A 23,548-nucleotide genomic window follows, 5' to 3' on the forward strand; every position below is an offset into this window, starting at 1 on the left:
CTCTCCGTGCAGGCCGCTTCCGGCAGGAGCGCCGGCGCGACGGTCTGAGGCGTGCCCGCAGCCGCGGCGCTCGCCCGCTGTGGCGACTTAGCGCAGGTCCCTGCGCGCCTCGAAGCCGGTCGCGGGGAAGTCGGTGAACACACCGTCGACGCCGAGCTTCATGTAGTACTGCATCTCGGCCTTCGGATCGGCGAAGCCGTAGCCGCTCGCGTCGTTGCGGAAGGTCCAGGTGTGGACGCGCAGTCCCTTGCGGTGGGCGCGCTCGACGACGCCCGTGCTGCCCTCGACGCGCCGGTCGTTGATCGTGATCGTGCCGTTGCCGGTGCGGTCCACGTTGTCGGCGACCGTGCGCACGAGGTACGGCTTCCACGGGCCGACGCCGTCGGCATAGGTCTTCACGAAGTCCATCCCGGCATCGGTGAGGAGGTCGGAGAACAGGCGCGGGTCGCCGCTGACGACGAAGTCGTACGGCTGGCGGTAGGGGGCGACGAGCGACATCGACCCGTCGGCGTTGACGTCGTCGGCATCGACGAGCTGGATCAGCTTGATGTTCGTCTGCGTGTTGAGGTACTGGAGGTTGGCCACCTCGAAGGACTGGATGAAGACGGGCGCGTCGGCGCTGTTGCCGTAGGCGGCGTGCAGCTTCGCGACCAGCGCGTTCTCGATGGCGTTCGCGCCCAGGACGCCGGCCATGTAGGTGGAGTGCTTGATCTCGGGGTAGATGCCGATCGTGCGGCCGGTGCGCGTGCTTTCCGACTTCGCCAGCGCGATCACCTCGTCGAGCGTGGGAATGGCGTACAGGCCGTTGTACTGCTGCGGCCGACTGCTGCCCGCCTGCACCGCGCGGAGCGTCCGGATCTCGGCGAGGGTGAAGTCGTTGGCGAAGTAGGCCGTCGTCGACCCGCCGTCGACGTTGCGCGTCGCACGGCGCGTGCCCGGGAAGTTCGCGGCCACGTCGGTCGTCGAGTCGAGCATCGGCTCGTGCCGGGCGATCAGCTGGCCGTCCTGGGTCATCACGAGGTCGGGCTCGATGAAGTCGGCGCCTTGCTCGATGGCCAGGCGGTAGCCTTCGATCGTGTGCTCCGGCAGGCTGCCGGGCGCGCCGCGATGGCCGATGACGAGGGGCGCCTTGCCGTCGAGGGTGGCGTAGTCGTCGTCGCTGCCGCCGCAGCTGGCCAGGACGGCGGCGAGCAGGACGAGGGGGATGATCTTCATGATGTGTCTCCGGAGGATTCGAGCATGGCTGCGAATGTAGGCCTGCGGCAAGTCGCCCGCGTGACAACGTGGGTTCAGACCCAGACCTGCAGCACGTAGTCGAACGGCGCCTGGCCGTTAAAGAGGTCGACCCGCTGCAGCCTGATCCGCAGGGCGCCGCCCGCGTCGCGCACCAGGGTATGCCGGTAGCTGCCGCCGAAGTGGCGCACCGCGTCGCGGCGCAGCTCCATCATGTGGAAGCGCGAGCGGACGCGGATCTCGGTGTCCGTCGTCGCCTCGAGAGCGACGTGGCCGACCAGGTGGTTCGTCTCCCACATCGGCGCCTGCGACCAGGCGTTCGGGTGCGAGACACGGCCTTTCCTGATCTCCATCATCAGCTTGTCCTCGGCGAAGATCGAGGGCGAGCCTTCCCACTCGGTCTGCTCCGGCGCGACCGGCATCCAGTACACGCCCTGCGCATCGAAGAGGTCGATCCACGCCTGCCAGTGCTTGCCGTCGAGCAGTTCGGCCTGGGCGTAGAGGAATTGCTCGACCTCTCGCTGCAGGTCCGTGCCTGCACCGGTGGCAGCGACGATCCCGGGGCGCGGCACGGTTTGCGACGTCGGCACCGCCCCGCGCGGCGAGTGGTCCGGCTCGATGCGCTGCGCGCCGGTGCGGGCCTGCTCCTCGTTCTGCTCGATGACGACGTCCTGCGCCAGCAGGTGCGCGAAGTCGGGCCCTGCGCTCGGGATCGACCGGTCCGTGCTCATGTCGCCTCCTGCATGTAGGCCGTCCACGCCTTGAACTGGTTGCGCATCACCGCCTCGGACGTGCCGTGGTTCGAGTAGGTGACGCCGTTGTCCTCGCCGTCGTCGCCGAACCAGCGGTGGAAGCTCACCCAGTCGCCGCCGTTCGACTGCAGGCCCCACTGGCCCTTGGTCCAGTTCTCGAGGTCGTCGGCGTTGATCATCGTCGCCGGCGAGTTGACCAGGTTGTAGTACCAGAGGCTGCGCCGGTAGATCGCCTCGGGGGCGCCCTTCAGGCGGAAGTGCCAGATCTCCGACATCGTCCTGTCCGGGCCGACCGGGCGCAGGCAGCGCAGCTGCTGCAGCGGCGACTGCACCGAGAGGTACGGGTATACGAGCACGTGGTGGATGCTGCGCGAGAGGTACGCCTCCGTCTTCTCCTCGCCGTAGGCCTGCTTCAGCAGCGCCTCGTACTCGAGCGTGTCCGGGTCGCGCGGGCGCAGGCCCATGTAGGCCTTGAGGATGCCGTGGCCGTGCGGGAAGTTGATCGTCTGCACGGCGTCCCACTGCTCGAAGCTCGACGCGAAGGTCGACAGGTAGTGGTAGTAGAGCGGCGCCGCGCCTTGCTCGGCCTTGAGCCGCTTCTCGACGCGGCCGGCCGAGATGCCGGTCGACTGGTGCGTCACCGACGGGTGCAGGGCGTCGAGCTGGTTCTCCATGAAGAACTTCCAGTTCGAGTGCTGCATTACGCGGTGGCAGATCGGCACGACCTCGACCTCGCCGACGGGCGAGCGGTCGCACATGTCGTCGAAGGCGATCCTCGCCTCGCCCAGGAACTCGGCGAGCGTCGGCCCCTCGTCGACCAGGCTGGCGAAGACGAAGCCGCGGTAGCTGTCGACGCGCGGCGCGCGCTTCATGGCGCAGTCCGGGTTGTCCTTCGTCATTCGCGTGCCGTCGTAGCCCTTGGCGAGCGGGATGGCGCGGACGCTGCCGTCAAGATGGAAGCTCCAGGCGTGGTACGAGCAGACGAAGGCGCTGCCGGTGTTGCCCTTCAGGTTGCCGACGAGCTGCACGCCGCGGTGCGGGCAGCGGTTGTAGAGCACGTTCACGCCGCCATCGCCCTGGCGGACCATGATCATCGGCTGCCGGCCGATCGTGACGGCGTGGTAGTCGCCGGGCCTGGGCACCTGCGACTCGTGGCCGCAGTAGACCCAGGTGCGTTCCCAGATCCGCTCCATCTCGCGGTCGAAGATCTGCGGGTCGGTGTAGACGGTCTTGTGGACGCGGTCGGGTTCGACGAGGGTGGTGATGTCCATTTGGTCTCGCGGTTCGCCGCCGGCTGCCCGGCACTGGCGCAACAGTCTAGGACGTCGGGGCCGCGCCGATGCGCCTAACCGAATCTAGCGTCAGGGGAGGTGGGTGGCGATGGTATGCCGCGAGGGTCCGCTGTCACCCCAAGGAGACCATCACGGGGGTGAGCTTGACGCCCAAAAAGCGGGGGGTCGCTGCGCGGTGCAAGCTGCGTGCTCAGTACGTGCCCATGTAGTCCTTCTTGCCGATCGGGACGCCGTTGTGGCGCAGGATGGCGTAGACGGTGGTGACGTGGAAGAAGAACTGCGGCAATCCGTAGTGGGCAAGATAGGCTCGGGCGCCGAACTTCCTTTCCTTGGGCGTGCCAGGGCGCAAGACGATCTCGCGCTCTTCGCTGCCCTCGAACTGTGCGGCCTGCAGACTGTCCAGGAACGACAGGCTTTCCTCCAGCATTGCGGTCAGGTCGGCAAAGCTCTTCTCCTGTCCATCGTTAGCGGGGACGGCCACCCCGGCAAGACGGGCACAAACGCCGCGCGCAAAGTCGGCCGCAATCTGCACCTGCTTCAGCAAGGCAAACATGTCGGGGAACAGCCGCGCTTGCAGGTACGCATCAGGCTCGATGGCGTGGGCGACAGCATGTGCTTCGGCCTTTGCCAGCACGGCATGCATCGCACCCAGCATTTGCTTGAAGACTGGAACCGATTGGATGTACAGGGGTGAGGTCATGGTTCTTGTCCTGTGACGTGGAAGCAAGCGCTGAGACGGCGCGCTGACTCGATTGTCAGGCACGCCACACGTCATCCGCTCGGATGCGCGCAGCGCTTGGGCTTTGCGTGCGGGGTTTCGGGACCTCGGTTGCGGAGAAGGCAGATTCGCTCTGATCGTCGACCTCCAGACCATGCGAGCGGCCTCACCTTGCAGTCGCAGTGAAGACGCGCGCCGGCCGGGGTCTCGCCGCTTGCATAGACTCGCCGCATGACCACCCTCTACCGCGATTTCATCGACCCGGCGCAGATCGACGCCCAGTACAAGGCGAGCGCCGCCGTGCCCGATGCGATGGCGCTCATGCGCGGCTACACCGAGCGGAGCCGGCAGGCACGCGAGCGCCTGCGCTGCAGCCTCGACCTGCCGTTCGGGCCGACCCTCGACGAGACCCTCGATGTCTTCCCGGCCGACGCGCCCGGCGCGCCGGTGTTCGTTTTCATCCACGGCGGCTACTGGCGGGCCTTCACGAGCAAGGACTTCAGCTTCGTCGCGCTCGGCCTGCAGCCGCTCGGCATCACCACCGTCGTCGCCAGCTACTCGCTCTGCCCGAAGGTCACGATCGACGAGATCACGCGCCAGGCCCGCGCCGCCGTGGCCTGGACGCTGCGGCGCAGCGACGTGCACGGCGGCGACCCGGCGCGCGTGGCGGTGGGCGGCCACTCGGCAGGCGGCCACCTCACGGCGATGTGCCTGCAGGCGCGCTGGGCCGAGGACTACGGGTTGCCGGCCGACCCGATCGAGGCGGCCGTGCTGGTCAGCGGCGTCTACGACATCGAGCCGCTGCGGCACAGCTACCTGCAGCCCGACATCCAGCTCGACGACGGCATCGTCCGCCGCAACTCGCCGCTCTTCGCCGTCCGGCCGTGCCGCACGCCGGCGCTCATCACGTGGGGCGCCGAGGAGAGCACGGAGTTCCGGCGCCAGTCGGAGGAACTGCACGCCGCGTGGCAGGGCGCCGGCAACGCGTCCGAGCTGCTGCCGCAGGCCGGCGCCAACCACTTCACCGCCATCGACGGCTTCGCTGATCCGGCCAGCCCGCTCTGCCGGTGGCTGGCCGACAGGCTGTCGGCGAAGGGGTGAGCCGAAGGCCGCGCGACGCGGCCCTTCTCGCTCAGGTACCGATCACGCCGCCATCCGCCTTGCGGATGACCACCGTCGCCGAGCGCGGCCGGCCGCCGGGGCGGTAGTCGGGCCAGGCCGAGAACTTGCTCGGCTCGGCCGGGTCGCTGCGGTCGCTCGGCGTCTCGCCCGGATGCTGGATGTTGATGAACATCGTCGTGCCGTCCGGGGTCAGGGTGCAGCCGGTCACCTCGCAGTTCACCGGGCCGGTCAGGAAGCGCCGGATCTCGCCCGTCGCCAGGTCGCAGGCCAGCATCTGGTTGTTGCCGATGTTGCGGAACTCGCCCTTGTACATCTGCGTCGCGTGCGCGTCGGTCTGGATCCACAGCACGCCGCGGGCATCGAAGGCGAGGCCGTCCGGGCAGCCGAAGATGTCGCCCTTGACGTTGCCCTTCGCCTCCGGGCGATCGTTGGCCGGGTCGCCGGCGAAGACGAAGTGGTTCCAGCGGAAGGCGAGCGCGTCGAAGTCGCCGTCCTCCTTCCAGCGGATCACCTCGCCCATGGTGTTGTTCGCGTGCGGATTGGCGGCGTCGGGCCCGGGCATGCCGGCGGCGCCGCGCGAGCTGTTGTTGGTGAGCGTGCAGTACACCTCGCCGGTCCGCGGATCGATGGCGAACCATTCCGGCCGGTCCATCTTCGTCGCGCCGAGGAGGTCGCTGGCCTGCCGGCTCTTGATGACGACCTCGCCGGCGTCGGCGAAGCCGTTCGCGGCCGTCAGCGGGCCGTCGCCGTGGACGAGCGGGATCCAGCGGCCGCTGCCGTCGGCATCGAAGCGGGCCACGTGCAGCGTGCCGTGATCGAGGAGCTCGGCGTTGGCCTTGGCCCCACCGGGCCGGACGCGGTCGCGGCTGACGAACTTGTAGATGTATTCGAAGCGCGCGTCCTCGCCGGAGTAGACGACGGCGCGGCCGTCCTTCGTCAGGCCGACCCACGCGCCCTCGTGCGCGGCGCGGCCCAGCGCGGTGCGCTTGACGGGCGTGCTGGTCGGGTCGAACGGGTCCATCTCGACGATCCAGCCGAAGCGGTTGGGTTCGTTCGGGTGCCTGGTCGCGTCGAAGCGCTCGTCGTGCTCGTTCCAGCGGTAGCTGCTGCGCTCCCGCAGGCCCCAGCGCCGCTGGTGCTCGTCCATCTTCGCGCCGGCGGCGAAGTAGTTGGCGAAGTTCTCCTCGCCGCTGAGGTAGGTGCCCCACGGCGTGCCGGCGCTGGCGCAGTTGTTAATCGTGCCGAGCACGGTCCGTCCGGCCGGGTCGGCGGCGGTCTTCATCAGCGCGTGGCCGGCGCCGGGGCCGCCGACCGACATCGGCGTCGTTGCGGTGAAGCGGCGCGCGTAGCTCGATGGCCGCACCATCTGCCAGCGGCCGTCGATCAGCGCCACCTCGATCACCGACAGGCCGTGCGCCGCCTGCGCCTTCTTCACCTTCTCGGCGGTCCAGGTCCGGAAACCATCGGCGTGGAGCAGGCCGTCGTCGGTGTACTCGTGGTTCATGGCGAGCAGGCCGCGCGTGCTGCCGGCGAGCGGGTAGAAGACGATGCCGTCGTGGTGCATCCCCATCTGCAGCGCCTGCTCCTCGGCCGTGTGGCTGGCGTCCCCGCGCCAGGCCGGCATCGCGCCGGCGATGCCGACCGGCTCGCCCCAGCCGGCAATGACCTGCGCGACATAGCCCTCCGGGACGACCAGGGTGTCGGCGCTGGTCGCCGGCACTGCCTTGAAGCCGAGCCGGGGTCCCTGGCGGCCGATGCTGGCGCAGCCCGCGGCCAGCGCCCCGAACAGCGCGCTCGCCGCGACGCCCATCGACGCCTGCAGCACCTGGCGCCGCGACGGGTTCGAAAGCGAGCGCAGGGTGGGGTTGGACGAGCGGTTGCTGTCCTCCATGGTGTCCAAGTCCTTGGCCACGGCGGTCTCCTGGTTCGGCCGCGGCGCATCGGGGCAAGCGTGTGCTCGCGTGTCCTCGTGCGTGCGTGCCGTTGGCCGGGGCATGCTATGCCACCGTCGCGCAGCCGGGCCGGCGCAGAGCCCTACCTACAATCTTCGATCGCTCCTCCGTTCCCGCCCATGCACGTCCACGCTTCGGTCTTCAAGGCCTACGACATCCGCGGCATCGTCGGCCAGACCGTCGACGAGGCTTTCTCGGAACACCTCGGCCGCGCCTTCGGCACCGACGCATTGGCCGAAGGCGAGAAGGCGGTGGCCGTCGGCCGCGACGGGCGCCTCTCGGGGCCTGCACTGTCGGCGGCGCTGCGCCGCGGCCTCGCCTCCACCGGGCTCGATGTCGTCGACCTCGGCGCCGTGACGACGCCCATGCTGTACTACGTCGCCGCGACGCGGGCGACGCACGGCTGCTCGAGCGGGATCGAGGTCACCGGCAGCCACAACCCCAAGGACTACAACGGCTTCAAGATGGTCCTCGGCGGCCGCGCCATCCATGGTGACGCCATCCAGCGCCTGCGCGAGCGCATGCAGCGCGAGGACTACGCGAGCGGGCGGGGCCGCATCGCCGCGATGGACATCGAAGCGGAGTACTCGGCGCGGATCGCCGGCGACTGCCGCCTGGCCCGGCCCATGACGATCGCCGTCGATTCCGGCAACGGCATTCCGGGCGCCTCGGCCCCCGGTGTCCTGCGCGCGCTCGGCTGCACCGTGCACGAGCTGTATTCCGAGGTCGACGGCGACTTCCCGAACCACCACCCGGACCCGAGCAAGCCGGAGAACCTGGCCGAGCTGATCCGCCTGGTGCAGCACGGCGACGCCGAGATCGGCCTCGCCTTCGACGGCGACGGCGACCGGCTCGGCGTCGTCACCAAGGACGGCGCGATCATCTACCCCGACCGGCAGCTGATGCTGTTCGCGCGCGACGTGCTGAAACGGCAGCCCGGCGCGACGATCCTCTTCGACGTCAAGTGCTCGCAGCGCCTCGCGCCGCTCATCCGCGAGGCCGGCGGCACGCCGCTGATGTGGAAGACCGGGCACTCGCTCGTCAAGGCCAAGATGCGCGAGATCGGCTCGCCTCTCGCGGGCGAGATGAGCGGCCACATCTTCTTCGGCGAGCGCTGGTACGGCTTCGACGACGCCACCTACACCGCGGCGCGACTGCTCGAGATCCTGAGCGCCAGCGCCGACCCGAGCGCCGTCCTCAACGAGCTGCCGGACAGCTTCTCGACGCCGGAGCTCAACGTCGCCTGCGCCGAGGGCGAGCCGGCCGAGGTCGTGGCCCGGCTGCGGAAGGAAGCCCGCTTTCCCGGCGCCCGCGAGATCGTCACCATCGACGGCGTGCGCGTCGAGTACGAGGACGGCTTCGGCCTGATCCGCGCGTCGAACACGACGCCGGTCCTCGTGCTGCGCTTCGAGGGCGCCACGCCCGCGGCGCTGGCGCGCATCCAGCGCGACGGCATGGCCGCGCTGCGGGCGGTGAAGCCGGACGCGCGGGTCGCGGCCGCGGCGCATTGAAGACAGGGCCGGCGCGCACTCGCGCCGGCCTGCGGTCGTGCGCGTCCTGATCGTCAAGCTGTCGTCGCTCGGCGACGTGGTGCACGCGCTGCCGGTCGTCGCCGATCTGCGCGCGGCGCATCCCGCCGTGGCCATCGACTGGGTCGTCGAGCCGGGATTCGCGCCGATCGTGCGGCGCTGCCGGGGGGTCGCCGAGGTGATCGAGTGCCCGTTGCGTCGATGGACGCGAAGCGGCCTGTGGCGGCGCAGCGTCCGCGCCGAGATGGCGGCCTTCCTGCGCCGGCTGCGCCGCGACCGCTACGACGCCGTCCTCGACCTGCAGGGGCTGACCAAGTCGGTGCTCGTCGCGCGGCTGGCGCGCGGGCCGAGCTTCGGCCTCGCCAACCGCACCGAGGGATCGAGCCACGAGTGGCCGGCGCGATCGTTCGTGGACACCGCCATCCGGGTCGAGCCGCGCAGCCACGCCCTCGACCGCTCGCGCGAGCTCGTCGCCAAGGCGCTCCGCACGCGGGTCGACACGCGGCCGGATTTCGGCCTCGCCGCGGATGGGGCGACGGTCGCCGCCGCGCCGCGCAGCGTCGCCTTCCTGCACGGCAGCTCGCGCGCCGACAAGCTCTGGCCGGAAGCGTACTGGGTCGAGCTCGGCCGGCGCCTGATCGGCGACGGCGCCTCGGTCGCACTGCCGCAGTCGAGCCGCGAGGAGAAGGAGCGCGCCGAGCGGATCGCGGCCGCGCTCGGGCCGGCGGCCGCGGTCTGGCCGTCGCTCGACCTCGGCGCCTTCGCCGACCGGCTCGCCGCGTCCGGCGGTGCGGTCGGCCTCGACAGCGGGCCGAGCCACATCGCCGTCGCGCTCGGCCTGCCGCACGTGCAGATCTACAACTTCCCGACCGCGTGGCGGACCGGGCCGCAGGCGCGCCACGGCGCCCGGCACCAGCGCTCCATCGAGGCTCGGCCGACGCCATCGGTCGACGAGGTGCTGGCGGCGTGGCACGCCGTGACGGCGCGCCCCTCCGCATCGGCCGGCAAGTTGCCGTGAGCGACGGCCCGCCGCTGCACCAGCGCCTGGCCCGCGCCGCCTATTCGGCGCTGTTGCGGCTCCTGGTCCCGGCGTACTGGCTGCGCCTGCACTGGCGCGCCCGCCGCGAGCCGCTGTACGGCGAGCACATCGGCGAGCGCTTCGGCTTCTATCGCAGCGACGCGGCGCGGGGCGCGCTCTGGATCCACGCCGTGTCCCTCGGCGAGACCCTGGCCGCGACGCCGTTGATCGCGGCATTGCGGCGGGCCCGGCCCGGCCTGCGCCTGCTGCTGACGCACGGCACCGCGACCGGCCGCGCCGCCGGCGCGCCGTTGCTGGGCGCCGGCGATGCGCACGCATGGCTGCCCGTCGACACGCCCGGCGCGGTGCGCCGCTTCCTCGACCACTTCCAGCCCGTTGCAGGCGTCCTCCTGGAGACCGAGATCTGGCCGAACCTGCTCGAGCAGGCGCGCCGCCGCTCGCTGCCGATGTTCCTGGCCAATGCCAGGCTCAGCGAGCGCAGCCGCCGCCGCGGCGCCCGCGTCGACCTCCTGCTCCGGCCGGCGTTCGAGAGCCTGGCCGCGGCGCTGGCGCAGACGGACGCCGACGCCGAGCGCCTGCGCTCGGCCGGCGCGCGCGAGGCGATCGTTACCGGCAACGTCAAGTTCGACGTCGAGCCCGACCCGGCGCTGCTGGCGCGCGGAGGGCAATGGAAGGAAGGAATCGACCGACCGGTGGTGCTCGCCACCTCGACCCGCGAAGGCGAGGAGGCGACGCTGCTGGCGGCGTGGCGGAACCTGGCGACACCGGCCCCGCTGCTCGTCATCGTTCCCCGCCATCCGCAGCGCTTCGATGCGGTCGCCGAGCTCGTCGTCGCTGCGGGGTTCACCTCGTCGCGACGGAGCGGCTGGGGCGACAGGCCGCCGCCGGGCGCGGCGGGCGCGGAGGTCTGGCTCGGCGACTCCATGCGCGAGATGCCCGCCTGGTACGCGCTTGCCGACGTCGCCCTGCTCGGAGGCAGCTTCGCACCGCTGGGTGGGCAGAACCTGATCGAGGCGGCAGCGTGCGGCTGCCCGATCGTCATCGGGCCGCACACCTTCAATTTCGCCGAGGCGGCCGAGCTGGCGCTGGCTGCGCGGGCGGCGCTGCGCGTGTCGGACATGGCGGCGGGCGTGGCGGCGGCCGTGGCCCTCACCCGGCCGGACGCCGCGTCCGACCGGGATGCGCGGTCGAGAGGTGCGCTGGCTCTTTCGCAGGCTCACCGCGGCGCCGCTGACCGGATGGCCGCGCGCGTCGCGGCGGCACTACCGCCGTAGCTCGGCGAGCAGGGCGCGGGCGTGCAGCAGGTCGGCGGTGTCGAGGCCTTCGCTGAAGCCGGCGCAGTGGCCTGCCAGCAAGGCGTGCGCACGCGGTTCGTCACCACCGCGCGCCCAATGGCGGGCCAGCGCCGTCGCAGCACGCAGTGCGAGACTGCGCGCGCCCTGCGACTCGGCGATGGCCAGCGCAGCAGCGAAGAACGCTTCGGCATCGGCGCAGCTTGCCGGCTCGCCCTCGTGCAGGGCGAGCTCGCCTTGCACCCGCACGGTTTCGGCGGCGTTGCGGGCGCGGCTCGCGCGGGCGAGCAGATCGCTCGAGCCGGCCAGGGTGGCGCGCGCCAGGTCGGGGCGACCCATGGCCAGCTCCGACTCGGCCAGGAGGTAAAGCCAGCTCGTCGTGCCGACCACACTGCCGAGACCTTGCATGGTCTCGATGGCGGCCCGCATCGCTGCCATGCCGGTCTCGAGGTGCCCCTGTCTCGCTTCGACCAGGCCGACCATGAACTCGCCCCAGACTTGCCAGTAGGTCAGGCCATGCTCGGCGCTGAGCGCACACTGGCGCCGGCCGAGAGCGGCTGCTTCAACGGCCTCGCCACGGAGCCAGCGGACCCAGCTCGCGTGGCCCAGGAGCAGCGCCTCCGTGTGCACACTGGTGTCGTCGCCGATCGCGGCCAGCGATCGCTCGGAGCAGAGGAGGGCCTGGTTCGGCTCGCCGAGGTACCAGAGCACCCACGACAGATACGCCAGCAGGCGGGGTGCCTCGCGCCGGTACGACGCCCCTGCGCCCGTCATGGCCAGCGCGCTGTCGATGCGGGCGCGGGCGGCAGCGAATTCACCCTGGTGGAGCTGGGTGTGGCCGAGCTTGGCGAGGGCATCGAAGACCAGGCCCTCGTCGGCCTGGGCGCTCGCCCGCGCCAGCAGGTCCTCGGCAGCGGCGCGCGCGCGGTCGAGTTCGGCACGCGAGAACCAGACGTTCCAAAGGCCCCGCTGGGCACGATCGACGTCCCGGGGCCGGCCGGACCGACGGCCGAGAAAGAGCGCGCGCTCGTAGCTCGCTTCGACTTCGGCTGAGGCATAGCCCTGCACCGTCATCAGGGCGGCGCCGAGCGGCAGGAGGACCGCCAGCTCGTCTTCGTCGCGCCGGGCGGGCGGCAGGCCCGGGGCCAGCGCGAGGGCGCGCCGCATGTGGCCGATGCCTTCGCCGTAGGCGCTGCGCGTCAGGGCGCTGACGCCTGCGAGGCGCGAGTACTCGAAGCTTCGCCGGGCGTCGCCGGCGGCTTGGAAGCGCATCGCCAGCTCGGCGGCGATGTCCGCGCATTGGGCACCGAAAGCCTCTTCCTGGGCCAGGCCGATGCGTCTCTGCCAGTCGGCGCGCCGGCCGTGCGGCACGCGCTCGAAGGTGCCTTGCCAGTAGAGCGCGTGCAGGAACCCGAAGCCTGCCGACTGCGTGCCGTCGGGCCAGGCCAGCGGCGCCCGGACGCGCAGGAAGCGGCCTGACAGGGCCAGCCGCGTGCAGCGGTCCTCGATGCCCGCCAGGTCGCTCTGCAGCGCCGCCGCAAGGTGCGCCGCAGCGAAGTCGGTGCCGGCGACGGCGGCCGCCTCGACCAGGCGGCGGTCGTCTTCATCCAGCCGCTCGATCTGCGCATGCACGAGACGACGCAGGTCGTCGGGCAGGCCATCGCCGAGCTCGGCGACGCTGCCGCGCAACTTCCAGGCGCCGTCGCTCTCGACCAGACGGCCGCTCCGGAGCAGGTCGTCGACCATGGCGACGGTGAAGAGGGCATTGCCGTCGGTGCGCCGATGCAGGAAGGCAGCGAGCGCGGCGAGCGGCAGCTGCGATGCGCTGCCGAAGCGGGCACGCAGGTACCGGGCGAGGGCGGCCTGGTCGAGCCGAGCCAGCGCGAGCGGCATGGCCTGGCCGCGCTGCGCGAGCTGCAGGGCCAGCCCGTGCAGCGGCGCGGCGCCCACCTGCGCGTCGGCCGGGCGAAAGCTGGCGATCAGCAGCAGGCGCGCCGGCTCGCGCCGGCCGGCCAGGAACGCGATCACGGCCAGGCTCGACGGGTCGCTCCAGTGCAGGTCTTCGAGCCAGAGGACGATGGGCCGGTCGGCGGCGAGGACCTCGAGCGCCTGGGCGATCTCGCGCAGCATGCGCTGGGCGCTGCCCTCGGCCGTGGCGCGGCGCATCGACTCGGCGTCGGCGTCGTGCGCCAGCCAGGGCAGCTGCGCCATCCAGGCCGGTGCGTAGCGGAGCAGCACCTCGCGCATGCGATCGGTGCCGACCTCACCCGCCAGGTGCTCGAGCGCCTCGAGGATCGGCAGGTAGGCCTCGCCGGTGCCGTACTGCTCGACGCAGCGGCCCTGGGTCGTGCGGACCTCGGTGCGGGTGTCGGGCCGGCGCAGGAAGGCCTCGACCAGGGCGGTCTTGCCGATTCCCGCCTCGCCCGTCACGAACACCGTCTGGCGCTTGCCCGCGCGGGCGCCTGCGAGCGCCTCGCCGAGCAGCGCGAGCTCGCTGTCGCGGCCCACGAAACGCGGGTCGATCGCGGCGGCCCGTTCCGGCGGCTCGGGTGTCGCCCGCTCGAGCGACACCAGCGCCACGAAGCGAAAGCCGAGGCCGTGCGCGGTGGCGATGTAGCGCGGCGCCGCCGCGTCGTCGCCGAGCGCGACGCGCAGCTCGCGGATGGCGCGTGACAGGGCGGCATCGGTGACGACGGTGCCGGCCCAGACGATGTCGAACAGCTCGGCCTTGGTGAAGAGCTTGCCCGGCCGCGAGAGCAGGGTGGCCAGCAGCGCGAACGACTTGCGCGTGACGGCGACGACTTCCCCGTCGCGCCGCAGCTGGTGCTCGGCGGCATCGGCCTCGAAGGGTCCGAAGCGCCAGAGCGCGGGGCCGGTCCCCTTCATCGAGCGATGCGGGGAAGCGAACCCGGTGCCATCGATGTCAGAAAGAACTCAGGGCGATGTCGTGACCGGGACGACGACCGGCTAGAGCATGCGGGCCAACGGTGGGGATGCAGCATGACGAAGATCGGAGGTGGGGCAGCGGCGCGAGGCGGTTGGCTGGGGAAGGTCAGGCTCGTTGCCGTGGCCACCATTCTGACGGCGCTCGCGTCGTGCGGCGGCAATCTGGCGGGTTGCGCCGAGTGCGCCGTCGAGGACTTCAGGTTCTACAGCTCGACGTGGCTTTCCGCCGATCCCGGCGGCGTCACTGTCAATCCCGGCGAGGAAGCGACGGCCTTGGTGACGGTCGGATGGGACGACAGCCTCTCCCTCGGCAACACCGCCATCCGGGGGTTCACGGACGTTTTCATCGTGCCGCCGACGTCAGGCGTGACGCTGACCCCCGCGGCCGGGACCTGCGTCATCCCGTCCGGCGTTTCGCCATCCGCGGCGCGTTGCAAGACGTTCCGGCTGCGCGTCAGCGCCGATGCCATTGCCGCTGGCGTGCACCAGGTGACCCTGTCCGCGATCTGGTCGCGCGGGTCCCCCCCCGAGCCGAACGATCCGAGGACGATCGAGCGCGTCGAAACCTTCCAGGTGACGCTGGTGTCGCCGCCCCCAGTCGTCGCGCCCGACTTCCAGATCGTCGTCAACGCCGCGCCGGGCAGTGCCTACGCCACCGTCGCGACCTTGCCCGTCACGATCACCCGCGTCGGCGGCTTCGCCGAGGCCGTGACGCTCGAATACATGCCGCTGGCCAGCGGCGTCGGCGGCGCCTTCGTCGCCGAGCCGGTTCCGACCGACAGCCGCAGCCTCACGCTGCGGATCCCGGCCCGTTTCGCCGGCGGCGGCCGCGTCGACCTGCGGGTGAGGGCGACGGCGGCCGGGGGCCGGACGAGGACGCTCGACTTTCCGCTCTTCATCGAGCCGCTGCTTCGCCTCGAGCTGCAGCCGACCGCCGCCTCGCTGTCGACGGCGGCGCCCTTGCGGGTGGAGGTCGGCGTCACGCCCGGTACTGCGTTTCGCACCACCAGCCTGGGCACGGTCGGGCTCTCGCTCGTGCCGCCGCCGCCGCCGCCGCCGCCGGAGCTGCCGCAGCCGACCTTGCCGCCCGGCGTCACGCACCAGTTCCTGCCCGACGCGACACCGGTGGCGCCGGTCCTGCCGATCCAGAAGGTGTGGCGCACGCTGCAACTCGTGACGAACGGCGTGCCCAGCGCGATGGGCCAGCTCACCATCCGCGCCACGGCGGTCGACCTGCCCGCAGACGTCTTCGGGGTCAAGCCGTTCGTCGACGTCACGCTCGACCTGAGCGTGCAGCCCGGCCAGCTCTGGCAGTTCGTGGGCAACAACCTGACCTACGGCACGCGGGAGGCCGACACCATCGGCATCGGCATGCAGAGCGACAACCGACCGGCGTTCGCCTGGTTGGAATCGAGCGGGAATACCGTGTACATGCGCCGCTTCGACGGCACGACCTTCGCCGCGTCGCCGCCCCGGGTCGACCTCGGCGCCGGCCCCTTCGTGCCGGGCCTGCGCCCCACCGGAGGCATCGACGACGCGAGCTTCGCGCTGAGCTCGACCGACACCGGCCACGTCGCCTTCACGTACGAGGGTGCCACGCGACTCGCGCTCGGCCGTGCCGGCCGTGCCGCCGTGGAGTGGAGCATCGGCCCGCCGCTCGTCGTCGGCAATCCCGCCAACGGCGCCACCCCCCGGGTCCGCTCGCCGCGCGTCGCCACCGGGCCCGCCGACGCCGTCGTGGTCGCCTACATCCAGGAAGCGAACGCCTCCACGACGGAGGGCGGCGTGCTGCAGGTGGCGTGGGCCGGAGGCAGCAGCCTCCTCTTTCCTCTGCCGACGGCACTGTCCGGCGGCTCGCTGAACGCCAGCCCGACCGCCAGCGTCAAGCGTCACGCCACAGCGCTGGCCCTGCGCGCCGACGGCAATCCCTGGGTCGCCTGGATCGAGCAGCCGACAAATCGGATGCTCCCCGACCGCCTCTGGCTGCGCGGCTACAACGGCACCGAATGGGATTTGCCGATCCCCGTGCCGACGGCCGCAACCGGTCCGGTGGGCTCGTCGGTGCAACTGCTCGTCGAGCCTTCGGGGATGGTCGTCGTCGCCTGGCTCGAGAGCGGCACAGCGCAGTTGAAGGTGGCGCGCTACGACCCCGCCGGCCAGTCCTGGACGCAGCTCGGCAACACGAACAACGCGAGCGGCGCGCTGAACGTGACCGCCTCCTTCACGGCGGCCGACGTGCATCTGGCGCGCCAGCCGGACGGCCGTCTGCTGGTGACGTGGACCGAAGGCGGTGCCGACCAGCGGGTCTGGATCAAGCGGCTGGAGGCGAACGGGGCGTGGACCTTGGTGGGCACCACCGTCAGCCCGTTCGACCGGTATGCGAAGACGCCGCGCATCGTCAGCGATGCGAACAACCGGCTCTACGTCGCCTGGGCCACCTACGCCGCCGGGCAGAACCCGGGAACCCTCAATCCCTACGCCGAGATCGACGTGGCGCAGTGGATCTTCCCGTGACCCGCTCTCCATCGAAATACGGACTCGACATGACACACCGACTTGCCTCGTCGCGCATGGCCCGGGCGGGCCTTGCCGCGCTTGCTGCCCTCTTCATCGTCGCCTGCGGCGGCTCCGACGACGAGCCATCGTCAGGCCCCACGACGATGACGGTCGGCGCCGCCGGCGGCACGCTCGACGGCCCGGGGGGCAGTCGGCTCGTGTTGGCGGCCGGTGCCGTGGCGCAGGCCACCTCGGTCGGCATCGCGCAAAGCGACGCCGGTGCACCGGCGCTGCCGGTCGGCGCAGCCAGCGTCGGCGAAGTCTTCGCGCTGACCCCGCACGGCACCGCCTTCGCCGTGCCGGCGACGATCCGCGTGCCCTTCGACCCCGGTCGGCTCGGCCCCGGTGAAGTGCCGACGCTCTGGAAGACGAACGCCGCGCAAACCGGCTGGGAGCAGATCGCAGGTGCCACCGTGTCCGACAACGCGATGCAGGCGCAGATCACGGGCTTTTCATGGGTCGTCGTCGTCACGCCACTCTTGCCGCCATCGATCAGCGTGCATCCGGCACCGCAGTCGGTCACGGCGCCGGCGACGGCGACCTTCGCCGTCGGCGCGACCAGCTTCGTCAATTCCGGCCCCCTCGCCTACCAGTGGCGACGCAACGGCGCGGCCATCGCCGGCGCGACCGGCCCGACCTACACCACAGGGCCGACGACCGTGGCGGCCGACAACGGCGCCGTCTACAGCGTCGATGTCAGCAATGCCGTCGGCACGACCCCCAGCGGCAGTGCTGCGCTGAGCGTCGCGGCGACACCGGTCACGACGGCGACGCTCACGGTCAGCGTCACGCCCGCCAGCAGCGGCACAGTGACCAGTGCCCCGGCCGGGATCACCTGCGGCGCCGACTGCACCGAGAACTACCTGATCGGCACCGCCGTGACCCTGACCGCCACGCCCGCAGCCGGCTTCGCCTTCTCCGCATGGAGTCCGAACTGCCCGGGCGGCGCCGTGACGATGAGCGCAGGCATGGCGTGCACTGCCACGTTCGTCGCCGCGCCGGTGGCCCCCGCCGCCTTCGGCCGGATCTCCGCCGGCGGCCGCTTCTCGCTCGCCGTCACGGCCGCCGGCGTGGCGCATTCCTGGGGCAACGACTCCGCCGGCCAGCTCGGCAACGGCGGTCCGGTAGCGAACCAGAGCACGGCAGCGCCGATTCCGGCGCTGACGAACGTGGGCTCGGTCAGCGCCGGCCACGAGTACCCGAGCGTCGCCGTGCTGGGTGACGGCACGGCCTGGGCCTGGGGCTATCGCGGCAACGTCGATTGCGATGTCGGCACGGTCGCCTTGCCGTTCCCGGTCGCGGGCGCAGCGAACATCGTCGCCGCGAGCACCGGCTCGGACCATACCCTGCTGCTCCGCGCCGACGGTGCGGTGCTGAGCTACGGCTGCAACCACCAGGGGCAGCTCGGCCGCGCGGTGACGGGCGGGGGCAACGCGCCGAGGGAGCCGGCGAGCGTCGTCGCCGGGCTGCCGGCCGTCGTCGCGGTGGCAGCCGGCCGCTTCCACTCGCTCGCGCTCGATGCCACCGGCCGCGTCTGGTCGTGGGGCGTTAGCGGCCCCGGCAGTCTCGTCAACCCGAACCCTTCGCCTGCGCTCGTCCCCGGGCTCAGCGGCATCGTCGCCATCGCCGCCGCGGCCGAGCACGCGATCTTCCTGAAAAGCGACGGCTCGGTCCTCGCCTGGGGCTCGAACCGCAACGGCAAGCTCGGCGACGGCACGGAGATCGATCGCATGGCGCCGACGCCGACCTTGCTGACCTCGCGCATCACGGCCATCGCCGCCGGCGGCGACAACTCGCTGGCCCTTCGCGACGACGGCCTGGTGCTCTCCTGGGGAATCAACGAGACCGGCCAGCTCGGCAGCGGCTCGTCGTCGCCCGGATTCCGGCCGCAGCCGGCACCGGTCACCGGCCTGAGCAACGTCGTGGCGATCTCGATGGGCGCCGGCCTCGGCCACGCGCTCGCGCTGCGTGGCGACGGCAGCGTCTGGTCCTGGGGCCACAACAACGCCGGCCAGCTCGGCGACGGCAGCACGTCCGCGCGCCTGGCACCGGTGCAGGTGACCGGGCTGAACCTCAATTGAGCGCCACGCGTCGCCTCTCGCGCCGCGGCGTTCTCGCCTTGTTCGGGGGTCTCGCCATGACCACGCCTCTCGCCCCCTGCGCCGCGGCCGAGGCGCCGCCGCGCGACGTCCATTTCAACGGTGCGCCGCTCGACGCCGCCGGCTGGCAGACGCTGCGCCAGATCGAGGCGCACATCGGCCCGGTGCCGGCCGGGCGCTACTGGTACGACAGCGCGAGCGGCGGCGCCGGCGTCTGGGGCGGCCCGGCGGCGGCGTACCTGGGGCCGGGCCTGCGCCTCGGCGGCCGCCTGCCCGCAGCGGCCTCGGGCGGCGGCGACGGGCGGCTGACCGGCGTATTCGTCAACGGCCGCGAACTGCATCCGACCGATGTCGCCGGCCTGCGCCATGTGCTGGGCAACGTGGGGTCGGGCCGCTGGTGGTGGGACGCCGCCGGCAACGTCGGCCGCGAAGGCGGACCGGCGGCCTTCAACTTCTACTGGGTGGTGCAGCAGCGTCAGGCCGCCGGGACGTCGACGTACCGCCGGGGCGCCCGTGCCGGCGAGAGCACGTACGTCGGCAGGGGCTGTGCCGCGGTGCACGGCCGGCTGCGCGCCAGCGACGACAGCAGCAGCTACTCGTACTACGTCGGCTGCTGAGCCTCAGCCGCGCAACAGCTGCAGCGGCTTCACGCCGGCGCTGTCGGGAAAGACCTCGGCATCGAGCCGCTTCGACGCGATCTGCAGGTGCTCGCCGAGCACGCCCTTCAGCACCGCGCGCAGGTCGGTCGTGATGCGCAGGTCGCGCCCTTCGAAGCGCTGCGCCCTGGCGAGGCCGGGCCAGTCGGCGACGACGCGGCCACCGCGGACCGCACCGCCGAGCACGAAGGCGGTGCCTCCCGTGCCGTGGTCGGTGCCGAGCGTGCCGTTGATGGCGACCTCGCGCCCGAATTCGCTGGCCACGACGACGACGGTGCGCTCCCACATGCCGCTCGCGAGAAGGCCGGCGCGCAAGGTCGCCAGGCCGCCGTCGAGCACGCGCAGGCCGCCGGCGAGGGCGCCGTTCGGGTTGGCCTGGTTCGCGTGCGTGTCCCAGCCGCCGAGCTCGAGGACGGCGACCTGCGGTCCGTTGCGCTCGCCGAGAAACTCGGCGGCGCGCTGGGCGAGGCCGCGGAAGCTGCCCGGCGCGGTCGCGCCGCCGCTCATCGCTGCCCCGGCGTCGTCGCCGCTGTCGGTGGCGCGCGGAACGCGGTCGAGGTGGAGGATGCGGGCCCGCTCGAGGGCGGTCGAGAGGCCGGGGTCGGCGGCGTACATGCGCTGCAGGCGCGCGACCAGGTCGGCCGAGGGAGGCGGGAGCAGCGACGGCGCCCAGGTGTCGACGACGGCTTCGCCACGCAGGACCAGCGGCACGGCCGTGCTCAGCGCCACGCCCTTGGCGCTGCTGCCGCCGAGCGCCCGGCCGAGCCAGCCGGTGCCCAGCTCGTAGGGGCGGGCGCCGCCGCTTTCGAGCACCTGCTGCGCGTCGAAGTGGGAGCGTTCGCGATAGGGCAGCCCGACCGCGTGGATCAGCGTCGCCTCGCCCCGCTCGTAGGCCGCGTGCAGGCCGGCGAGCTGCGGGTGCAGGGCGAAGGTGGCGTCGAGCGGCAGCGGTGCGGCAGCGAACCGGCCGAGCAGTCCACGCGCCGCGGCGAAATCGGGGTCGCCGACGGCGGGCACTGCGCTCAACCCGTCCAGGCCGCCGCGCAGGATGACGAGAACGAATCGGTTGGCGCCGGCGCGGCGGCCGCCGGCGAAGGAGAGCGAGGCCAGCGGCGCCAGCGCCAGCGTCGAGGCAGTGCCGAGGAAGCGGCGTCGCGACGCCCTCGCCCCCTGGCGCCGGTCGACCGTCGTCGCTGTGATCCCCTCGGCCGGCGAGCATGCAACCGGCATCGGTGTGCGAGGGAGGGTCATGGCGTTCCTTCGCGGTCAGCGGCGCTGGAACTCGGGTGCCAGCAGGAAAAGCGCGAGCGCCTGGCTGCCATCGGCGGCACGCTCGATCTGACGCGTCGTCTCGCTGCCCAGCAACGGGCCGAGGCTGCGCGCCGCGAGCTGGCGTGCATCGATGCTCCGGCCGGCGCGCTCGGCCAGGCGCGTCGCCCACTCGATGCGCTTCCACACCGCGTCGGGCCCGAGCCAGTCGGCGGCACGATCGCTCCAGCCGGCGGGCGACGGCGCGGCCAGGAGGCGCTGCCCCATTACGCCGACGCCGGCCGCCGGATTGGCGATGTCGGGCCGCTCGAACATGCGCTCGCCGCTCGACAGCACCCGGGCGGCGGAGACGACGAACTCCTCGGGTGTCTTCAGCTTGGCCGGCGGTGCCGTCCAGGCGCGGTCGTCGGCGACGAGGGCGCGGTACACCTCGTCGAGGCGGCCGTCGCTGTCGAGATAGACCCGGCCCAGCCGCTCGACGAGCGCCGGCGGCGGGTCGTCGGCGACGAAGTGGCGGGCCAGCTTGGTGGCCAGGAAGCGCGCCGTCGCCGGGTGCCGGGCCAGGTCGCGCAACACCTGGCGCAGCGCTTCGGGGCCCTCGCCATAGCGGCGGCCGAGCACCGTCTTGTCGTCCGGTTCGTGCCAGTTCGCGTCGAAGTGGTCGCCCTCGACCGCCGCGGCCGCCAAGCCGACGCGCCAGCCGGTGAGCACGGCGGCGAAGGCAGTCACGTCGGCCTGGGTGTAGATGCCGGCCCGCGCCGCTTCGGCGCCGAGCGTGTGCAGCTCGAGGACCTCGCGCGCCAGGTTCTCGTTGATGCCGCTGACGCGAGGGCTCTCGTCACGACGCGTGGCACGCCGGGCCTCGACGGCGACGACGCGCGAGCGCGGTCCGGCCGACTGCGAGTTGTCGAGGTAGCGCAGCATCGCCGGATGCGTCACCGCGGCGGCGAGCAGGGTCTCGAAGCGGCCGGCGATGTGCGGCCGGATCGCGTCGCGCTCGAAGGCCCCGCCAAGGCCGCGCGTGCTGCCCTTCAGCAGCGAGACGGTGAAGTGGTTGGTCCAGAACAGATGCAGGCGTTCGGCGAAGGGGCGCTGCGTGGCGGCGGCGGTGGCGAGGCGCGATCGCGCGTCGGCGAGGATCACGTCGCGGTAGTGGTCGCCGAGCACCTGCTGGGCGGTCATGCCGGGAGGCGGGTTGCGGGCCAGATCGCGCTTGTCGCGCTCGGCGGCGACGTGGGCCAGGGCCTGGCGGGTGTCGAGGAGGCCCTCGCCGCGCGGCGGGTCGGCCGCGCCGACCTGCGCCAGCAGCCAGCCACGCGCATCGGCGCCGACGAGCCCGAGGTCCCGTTCGCCCAGCCCGAAGCGATGTGCGGCGAGGGCAGCCTGGAGGTGGGAGGAGAAGGCCATGCAAGGGATCTCGCTGCCGAATTCTCCGCCGCGGCGTGTCAAGACGCCATGTCGCGAACGTCAAGAAACGTTCACGCCGACGAGCGCCGCTAAGGCGCGAGGAGGCGGTTCACGGTTAGCAGGTCCGCCGGGTTGAGCCGCCCCGCCGCCTGGCGCACGCGCAAGGTGCCGAGCAGCACGTCGTAGCGTGCCCGGGCCAGGTCGCGCCGGGTCTGGAACAGCTGGCTCTGCGCATTCAGCACGTCGACGTTGACGCGGACGCCGACCCGGTAGCCCAGCTGCGTCGCCTCGAGGGCGAGCTGGCTCGACGCCTCCGCCGCCTCCAGCGCCCGGACCTGCGCCGCACCCGACTGCAGCGTGTAGTAGGCCTGCCGCGTCGCCTGCGTCACGGCGCGGCGCGCCGCCTCGAGGTCGTTGCGCGAGCGCTCCTCGAGCACCAGCGTCTCGCTGACGCGGGCCTGGATCGAGCCGCCGATGTAGAGCGGCAGGTTGAGCTGGACGCCCAGGCTGGCGCCGCTGCGGTCGCCGCTGACGTTGTCGGCGATGGTGCCGCGGCCGCGCTGCAGCGAGCCGACCGCGTCGACGGTCGGCAGGCCCTGGGCGCGCGCCTTCTCGGTCTCTAGGCGGGCGACGTCGAAGGCGACCCGGGCCCGGCGAACGGCCGGGTGCTCCTCGGCGGCGCGGCTGACCAGTTCCTCGACCGAGGTGGCTGCCGTCGGCGGCAGGACCACCGGCGCGGCGAGCTGGCGCGGCACGACGTTGTCGCGGCCGACCAGCTGGTCGAGCGCGATGCGGCGGACGGCGAGGTCGTTCTCGGCGGCGATCTCCTGCGCCGTGGCCAGGTCGAAGCGCGCCTGCGCCTCCCGGGTGTCGGTGATCGTCGCCGTGCCGACCTCGAAGTTGCGCCGCGCCGACGCCAGCTGCTCCGAGATCGCCGCCTTGCTGGCCCGCGTCGTCTGCAGCGTGTCCTGCGCGCCGAGGACGTCGAAGTAGGCCTGGCTGACGCGCAGGATCAGGTCCTGCTCGGCGGTGTCGAGCTCGGCGAGCGACGAATCCAGCGATCGTTCCGACTGGGCGATGGTGGCGCGGTGGGCGCGGTTGAAGAGCGGCTGCCTGCCGCTCACGGTCGCGGCCAGCGTGTTGCTGCCGAAGTTCGCGCCGACCGTCGGGCTCGACTGGTCGCGCGAGGCGCTGGTGCTGAGCGTCGCGCTCGGCCGCATCAGCGCCCGCGCCTGCTCGATCCGGTACGGCGCCGACTCGGCCAGGGCCCGGGCGGCGAGGTAGGTCGCGTCGTACCCGTGCGCCATGTCGTAGAGCTCGAGCAGGGTCTGCGCGGCGGCAGGGCGCGAGGCCAGCGTGCCGCCCAGGGCAGCGACGAGGGCGACGAGGGCAGCGGCGCGCATCGTCAGAACGTGAAGCGGCTCGGCTCGCCGAAGCCGACGAGCCGCGGCGCCACGGTGTCGAACAGCTCGACCGTGCCGAAGCCCGACTCCGGACCGCACGTCACCAGCACCGCCTGCATGATCGGGAGCTGCCCGACGATGCCGGTCAGCCGGCCACCCGGCTTGAGCTGGGCCAGCAGCGAGCGCGGCACCTCGGCCACCGATCCGGAGAGGACGATGACGTCGAACGGGCCTTCCACCGGAAGCGCCTTCGAGGCGTCGGCGTTGACCACGCTGACGTTCA

At 72.3% G+C, this 23,548-nt stretch carries 17 protein-coding genes; 7 read left to right on the plus strand and 10 right to left on the minus strand.

The annotated features are described in order from the left end of the window. Window positions 1-87 precede the first annotated feature (87 nt). The 4 genes from AC30N0_RS18625 to AC30N0_RS18640 all read right to left on the minus strand — a co-directional run bounded on the left by AC30N0_RS18625 (window position 88) and on the right by AC30N0_RS18640 (window position 3,977). Window positions 88-1,215, minus strand: coding sequence for a glycerophosphodiester phosphodiesterase (locus AC30N0_RS18625; RefSeq protein ID WP_489519379.1), 1,128 nt, complete (start codon window positions 1,213-1,215; stop codon window positions 88-90). A 74-nt stretch (window positions 1,216-1,289) separates the two neighbouring features. Then, complete coding sequence (locus AC30N0_RS18630) at window positions 1,290-1,964, minus strand: aromatic-ring-hydroxylating dioxygenase subunit beta (protein ID WP_489519380.1); 675 nt, start codon at window positions 1,962-1,964, stop codon at window positions 1,290-1,292. Continuing rightward, window positions 1,961-3,256: an aromatic ring-hydroxylating oxygenase subunit alpha gene (locus AC30N0_RS18635; protein ID WP_489519381.1), complete on the minus strand. Its 1,296-nt coding sequence runs from the start codon at window positions 3,254-3,256 to the stop codon at window positions 1,961-1,963. The genes AC30N0_RS18630 and AC30N0_RS18635 overlap by 4 nt, the downstream gene beginning before the upstream one ends. 211 nt (window positions 3,257-3,467) lie before the next feature. Beyond that, on the minus strand, window positions 3,468-3,977 hold the full coding sequence (locus AC30N0_RS18640; RefSeq protein WP_489519382.1) for a DUF1993 domain-containing protein: 510 nt from the start codon (window positions 3,975-3,977) through the stop codon (window positions 3,468-3,470). Between the two features lie 249 nt (window positions 3,978-4,226). On the opposite strand from AC30N0_RS18640, the gene AC30N0_RS18645 reads away from it, so the two are divergent. Next, entirely contained in the window at window positions 4,227-5,096 is an 870-nt protein-coding gene (locus tag AC30N0_RS18645) for an alpha/beta hydrolase (protein ID WP_489519383.1), read from the plus strand. A 31-nt stretch (window positions 5,097-5,127) separates the two neighbouring features. Here AC30N0_RS18645 and AC30N0_RS18650 read toward each other — a convergent pair whose 3' ends face one another. Further along, complete coding sequence (locus AC30N0_RS18650) at window positions 5,128-7,008, minus strand: PhoX family protein (RefSeq protein ID WP_489519395.1); 1,881 nt, start codon at window positions 7,006-7,008, stop codon at window positions 5,128-5,130. 180 nt (window positions 7,009-7,188) lie between these two features. Here AC30N0_RS18650 and AC30N0_RS18655 point away from each other — a divergent pair, with 180 nt between their 5' ends. Genes AC30N0_RS18655 through AC30N0_RS18665 form a run of 3 tightly spaced genes read left to right on the plus strand, consistent with a single transcriptional unit; the run spans window position 7,189 to window position 10,911 of the window. Then, on the plus strand, window positions 7,189-8,580 hold the full coding sequence (locus AC30N0_RS18655) for a phosphomannomutase/phosphoglucomutase (RefSeq protein ID WP_489519384.1): 1,392 nt from the start codon (window positions 7,189-7,191) through the stop codon (window positions 8,578-8,580). A 37-nt stretch (window positions 8,581-8,617) separates the two neighbouring features. Further along, window positions 8,618-9,616: a lipopolysaccharide heptosyltransferase I gene (gene waaC, locus AC30N0_RS18660; RefSeq protein ID WP_489519385.1), complete on the plus strand. Its 999-nt coding sequence runs from the start codon at window positions 8,618-8,620 to the stop codon at window positions 9,614-9,616. Further along, window positions 9,613-10,911, plus strand: coding sequence for a 3-deoxy-D-manno-octulosonic acid transferase (locus AC30N0_RS18665; protein ID WP_489519386.1), 1,299 nt, complete (start codon window positions 9,613-9,615; stop codon window positions 10,909-10,911). Before waaC ends, AC30N0_RS18665 begins: the two co-directional genes overlap by 4 nt. On the opposite strand, the gene AC30N0_RS18670 is transcribed toward AC30N0_RS18665, so the two are convergent. Then, the gene (locus AC30N0_RS18670) at window positions 10,900-13,815 is read right to left on the minus strand and encodes an AAA family ATPase (RefSeq protein ID WP_489519387.1); all 2,916 of its coding nucleotides are present in this window, start codon (window positions 13,813-13,815) and stop codon (window positions 10,900-10,902) included. The two genes, AC30N0_RS18665 and AC30N0_RS18670, sit on opposite strands and share 12 nt — an antisense overlap. Before the next feature lie 180 nt (window positions 13,816-13,995). Here AC30N0_RS18670 and AC30N0_RS18675 point away from each other — a divergent pair, with 180 nt between their 5' ends. Genes AC30N0_RS18675 through AC30N0_RS18685 form a run of 3 tightly spaced genes read left to right on the plus strand, consistent with a single transcriptional unit; the run spans window position 13,996 to window position 19,147 of the window. Beyond that, window positions 13,996-16,389 (plus strand): hypothetical protein, encoded by a 2,394-nt coding sequence (locus tag AC30N0_RS18675; RefSeq protein ID WP_489519388.1) that lies wholly within the window; start codon window positions 13,996-13,998, stop codon window positions 16,387-16,389. A 29-nt stretch (window positions 16,390-16,418) separates the two neighbouring features. Further along, on the plus strand, window positions 16,419-18,512 hold the full coding sequence (locus AC30N0_RS18680) for an RCC1 domain-containing protein (RefSeq protein ID WP_489519389.1): 2,094 nt from the start codon (window positions 16,419-16,421) through the stop codon (window positions 18,510-18,512). 56 nt (window positions 18,513-18,568) lie between these two features. Further along, entirely contained in the window at window positions 18,569-19,147 is a 579-nt protein-coding gene (locus AC30N0_RS18685) for a hypothetical protein (protein ID WP_489519390.1), read from the plus strand. 3 nt (window positions 19,148-19,150) lie between these two features. Here the strand turns inward: AC30N0_RS18685 and AC30N0_RS18690 are convergent, their stop codons facing one another. The 4 genes from AC30N0_RS18690 to AC30N0_RS18705 form a co-directional block, all read right to left on the minus strand. After that, window positions 19,151-20,437, minus strand: coding sequence for a DUF1501 domain-containing protein (locus AC30N0_RS18690; RefSeq protein ID WP_489519391.1), 1,287 nt, complete (start codon window positions 20,435-20,437; stop codon window positions 19,151-19,153). Between the two features lie 15 nt (window positions 20,438-20,452). Next, window positions 20,453-21,862, minus strand: coding sequence for a DUF1800 domain-containing protein (locus tag AC30N0_RS18695; RefSeq protein ID WP_489519392.1), 1,410 nt, complete (start codon window positions 21,860-21,862; stop codon window positions 20,453-20,455). Window positions 21,863-21,951: 89 nt separating this feature from the next. Next, window positions 21,952-23,265 (minus strand): TolC family outer membrane protein, encoded by a 1,314-nt coding sequence (locus AC30N0_RS18700; RefSeq protein WP_489519393.1) that lies wholly within the window; start codon window positions 23,263-23,265, stop codon window positions 21,952-21,954. Between the two features lie 2 nt (window positions 23,266-23,267). Next, window positions 23,268-23,548 (minus strand): protein-L-isoaspartate O-methyltransferase family protein (locus AC30N0_RS18705; protein ID WP_489519394.1); only part of this gene is annotated, 281 nt, incomplete at its 5' end.

Source organism: Rhizobacter sp., assembly GCF_031412495.1.
In the GTDB taxonomy this organism is placed as follows: Bacteria; Pseudomonadota; Gammaproteobacteria; order Burkholderiales; family Burkholderiaceae_C; genus Schlegelella_A.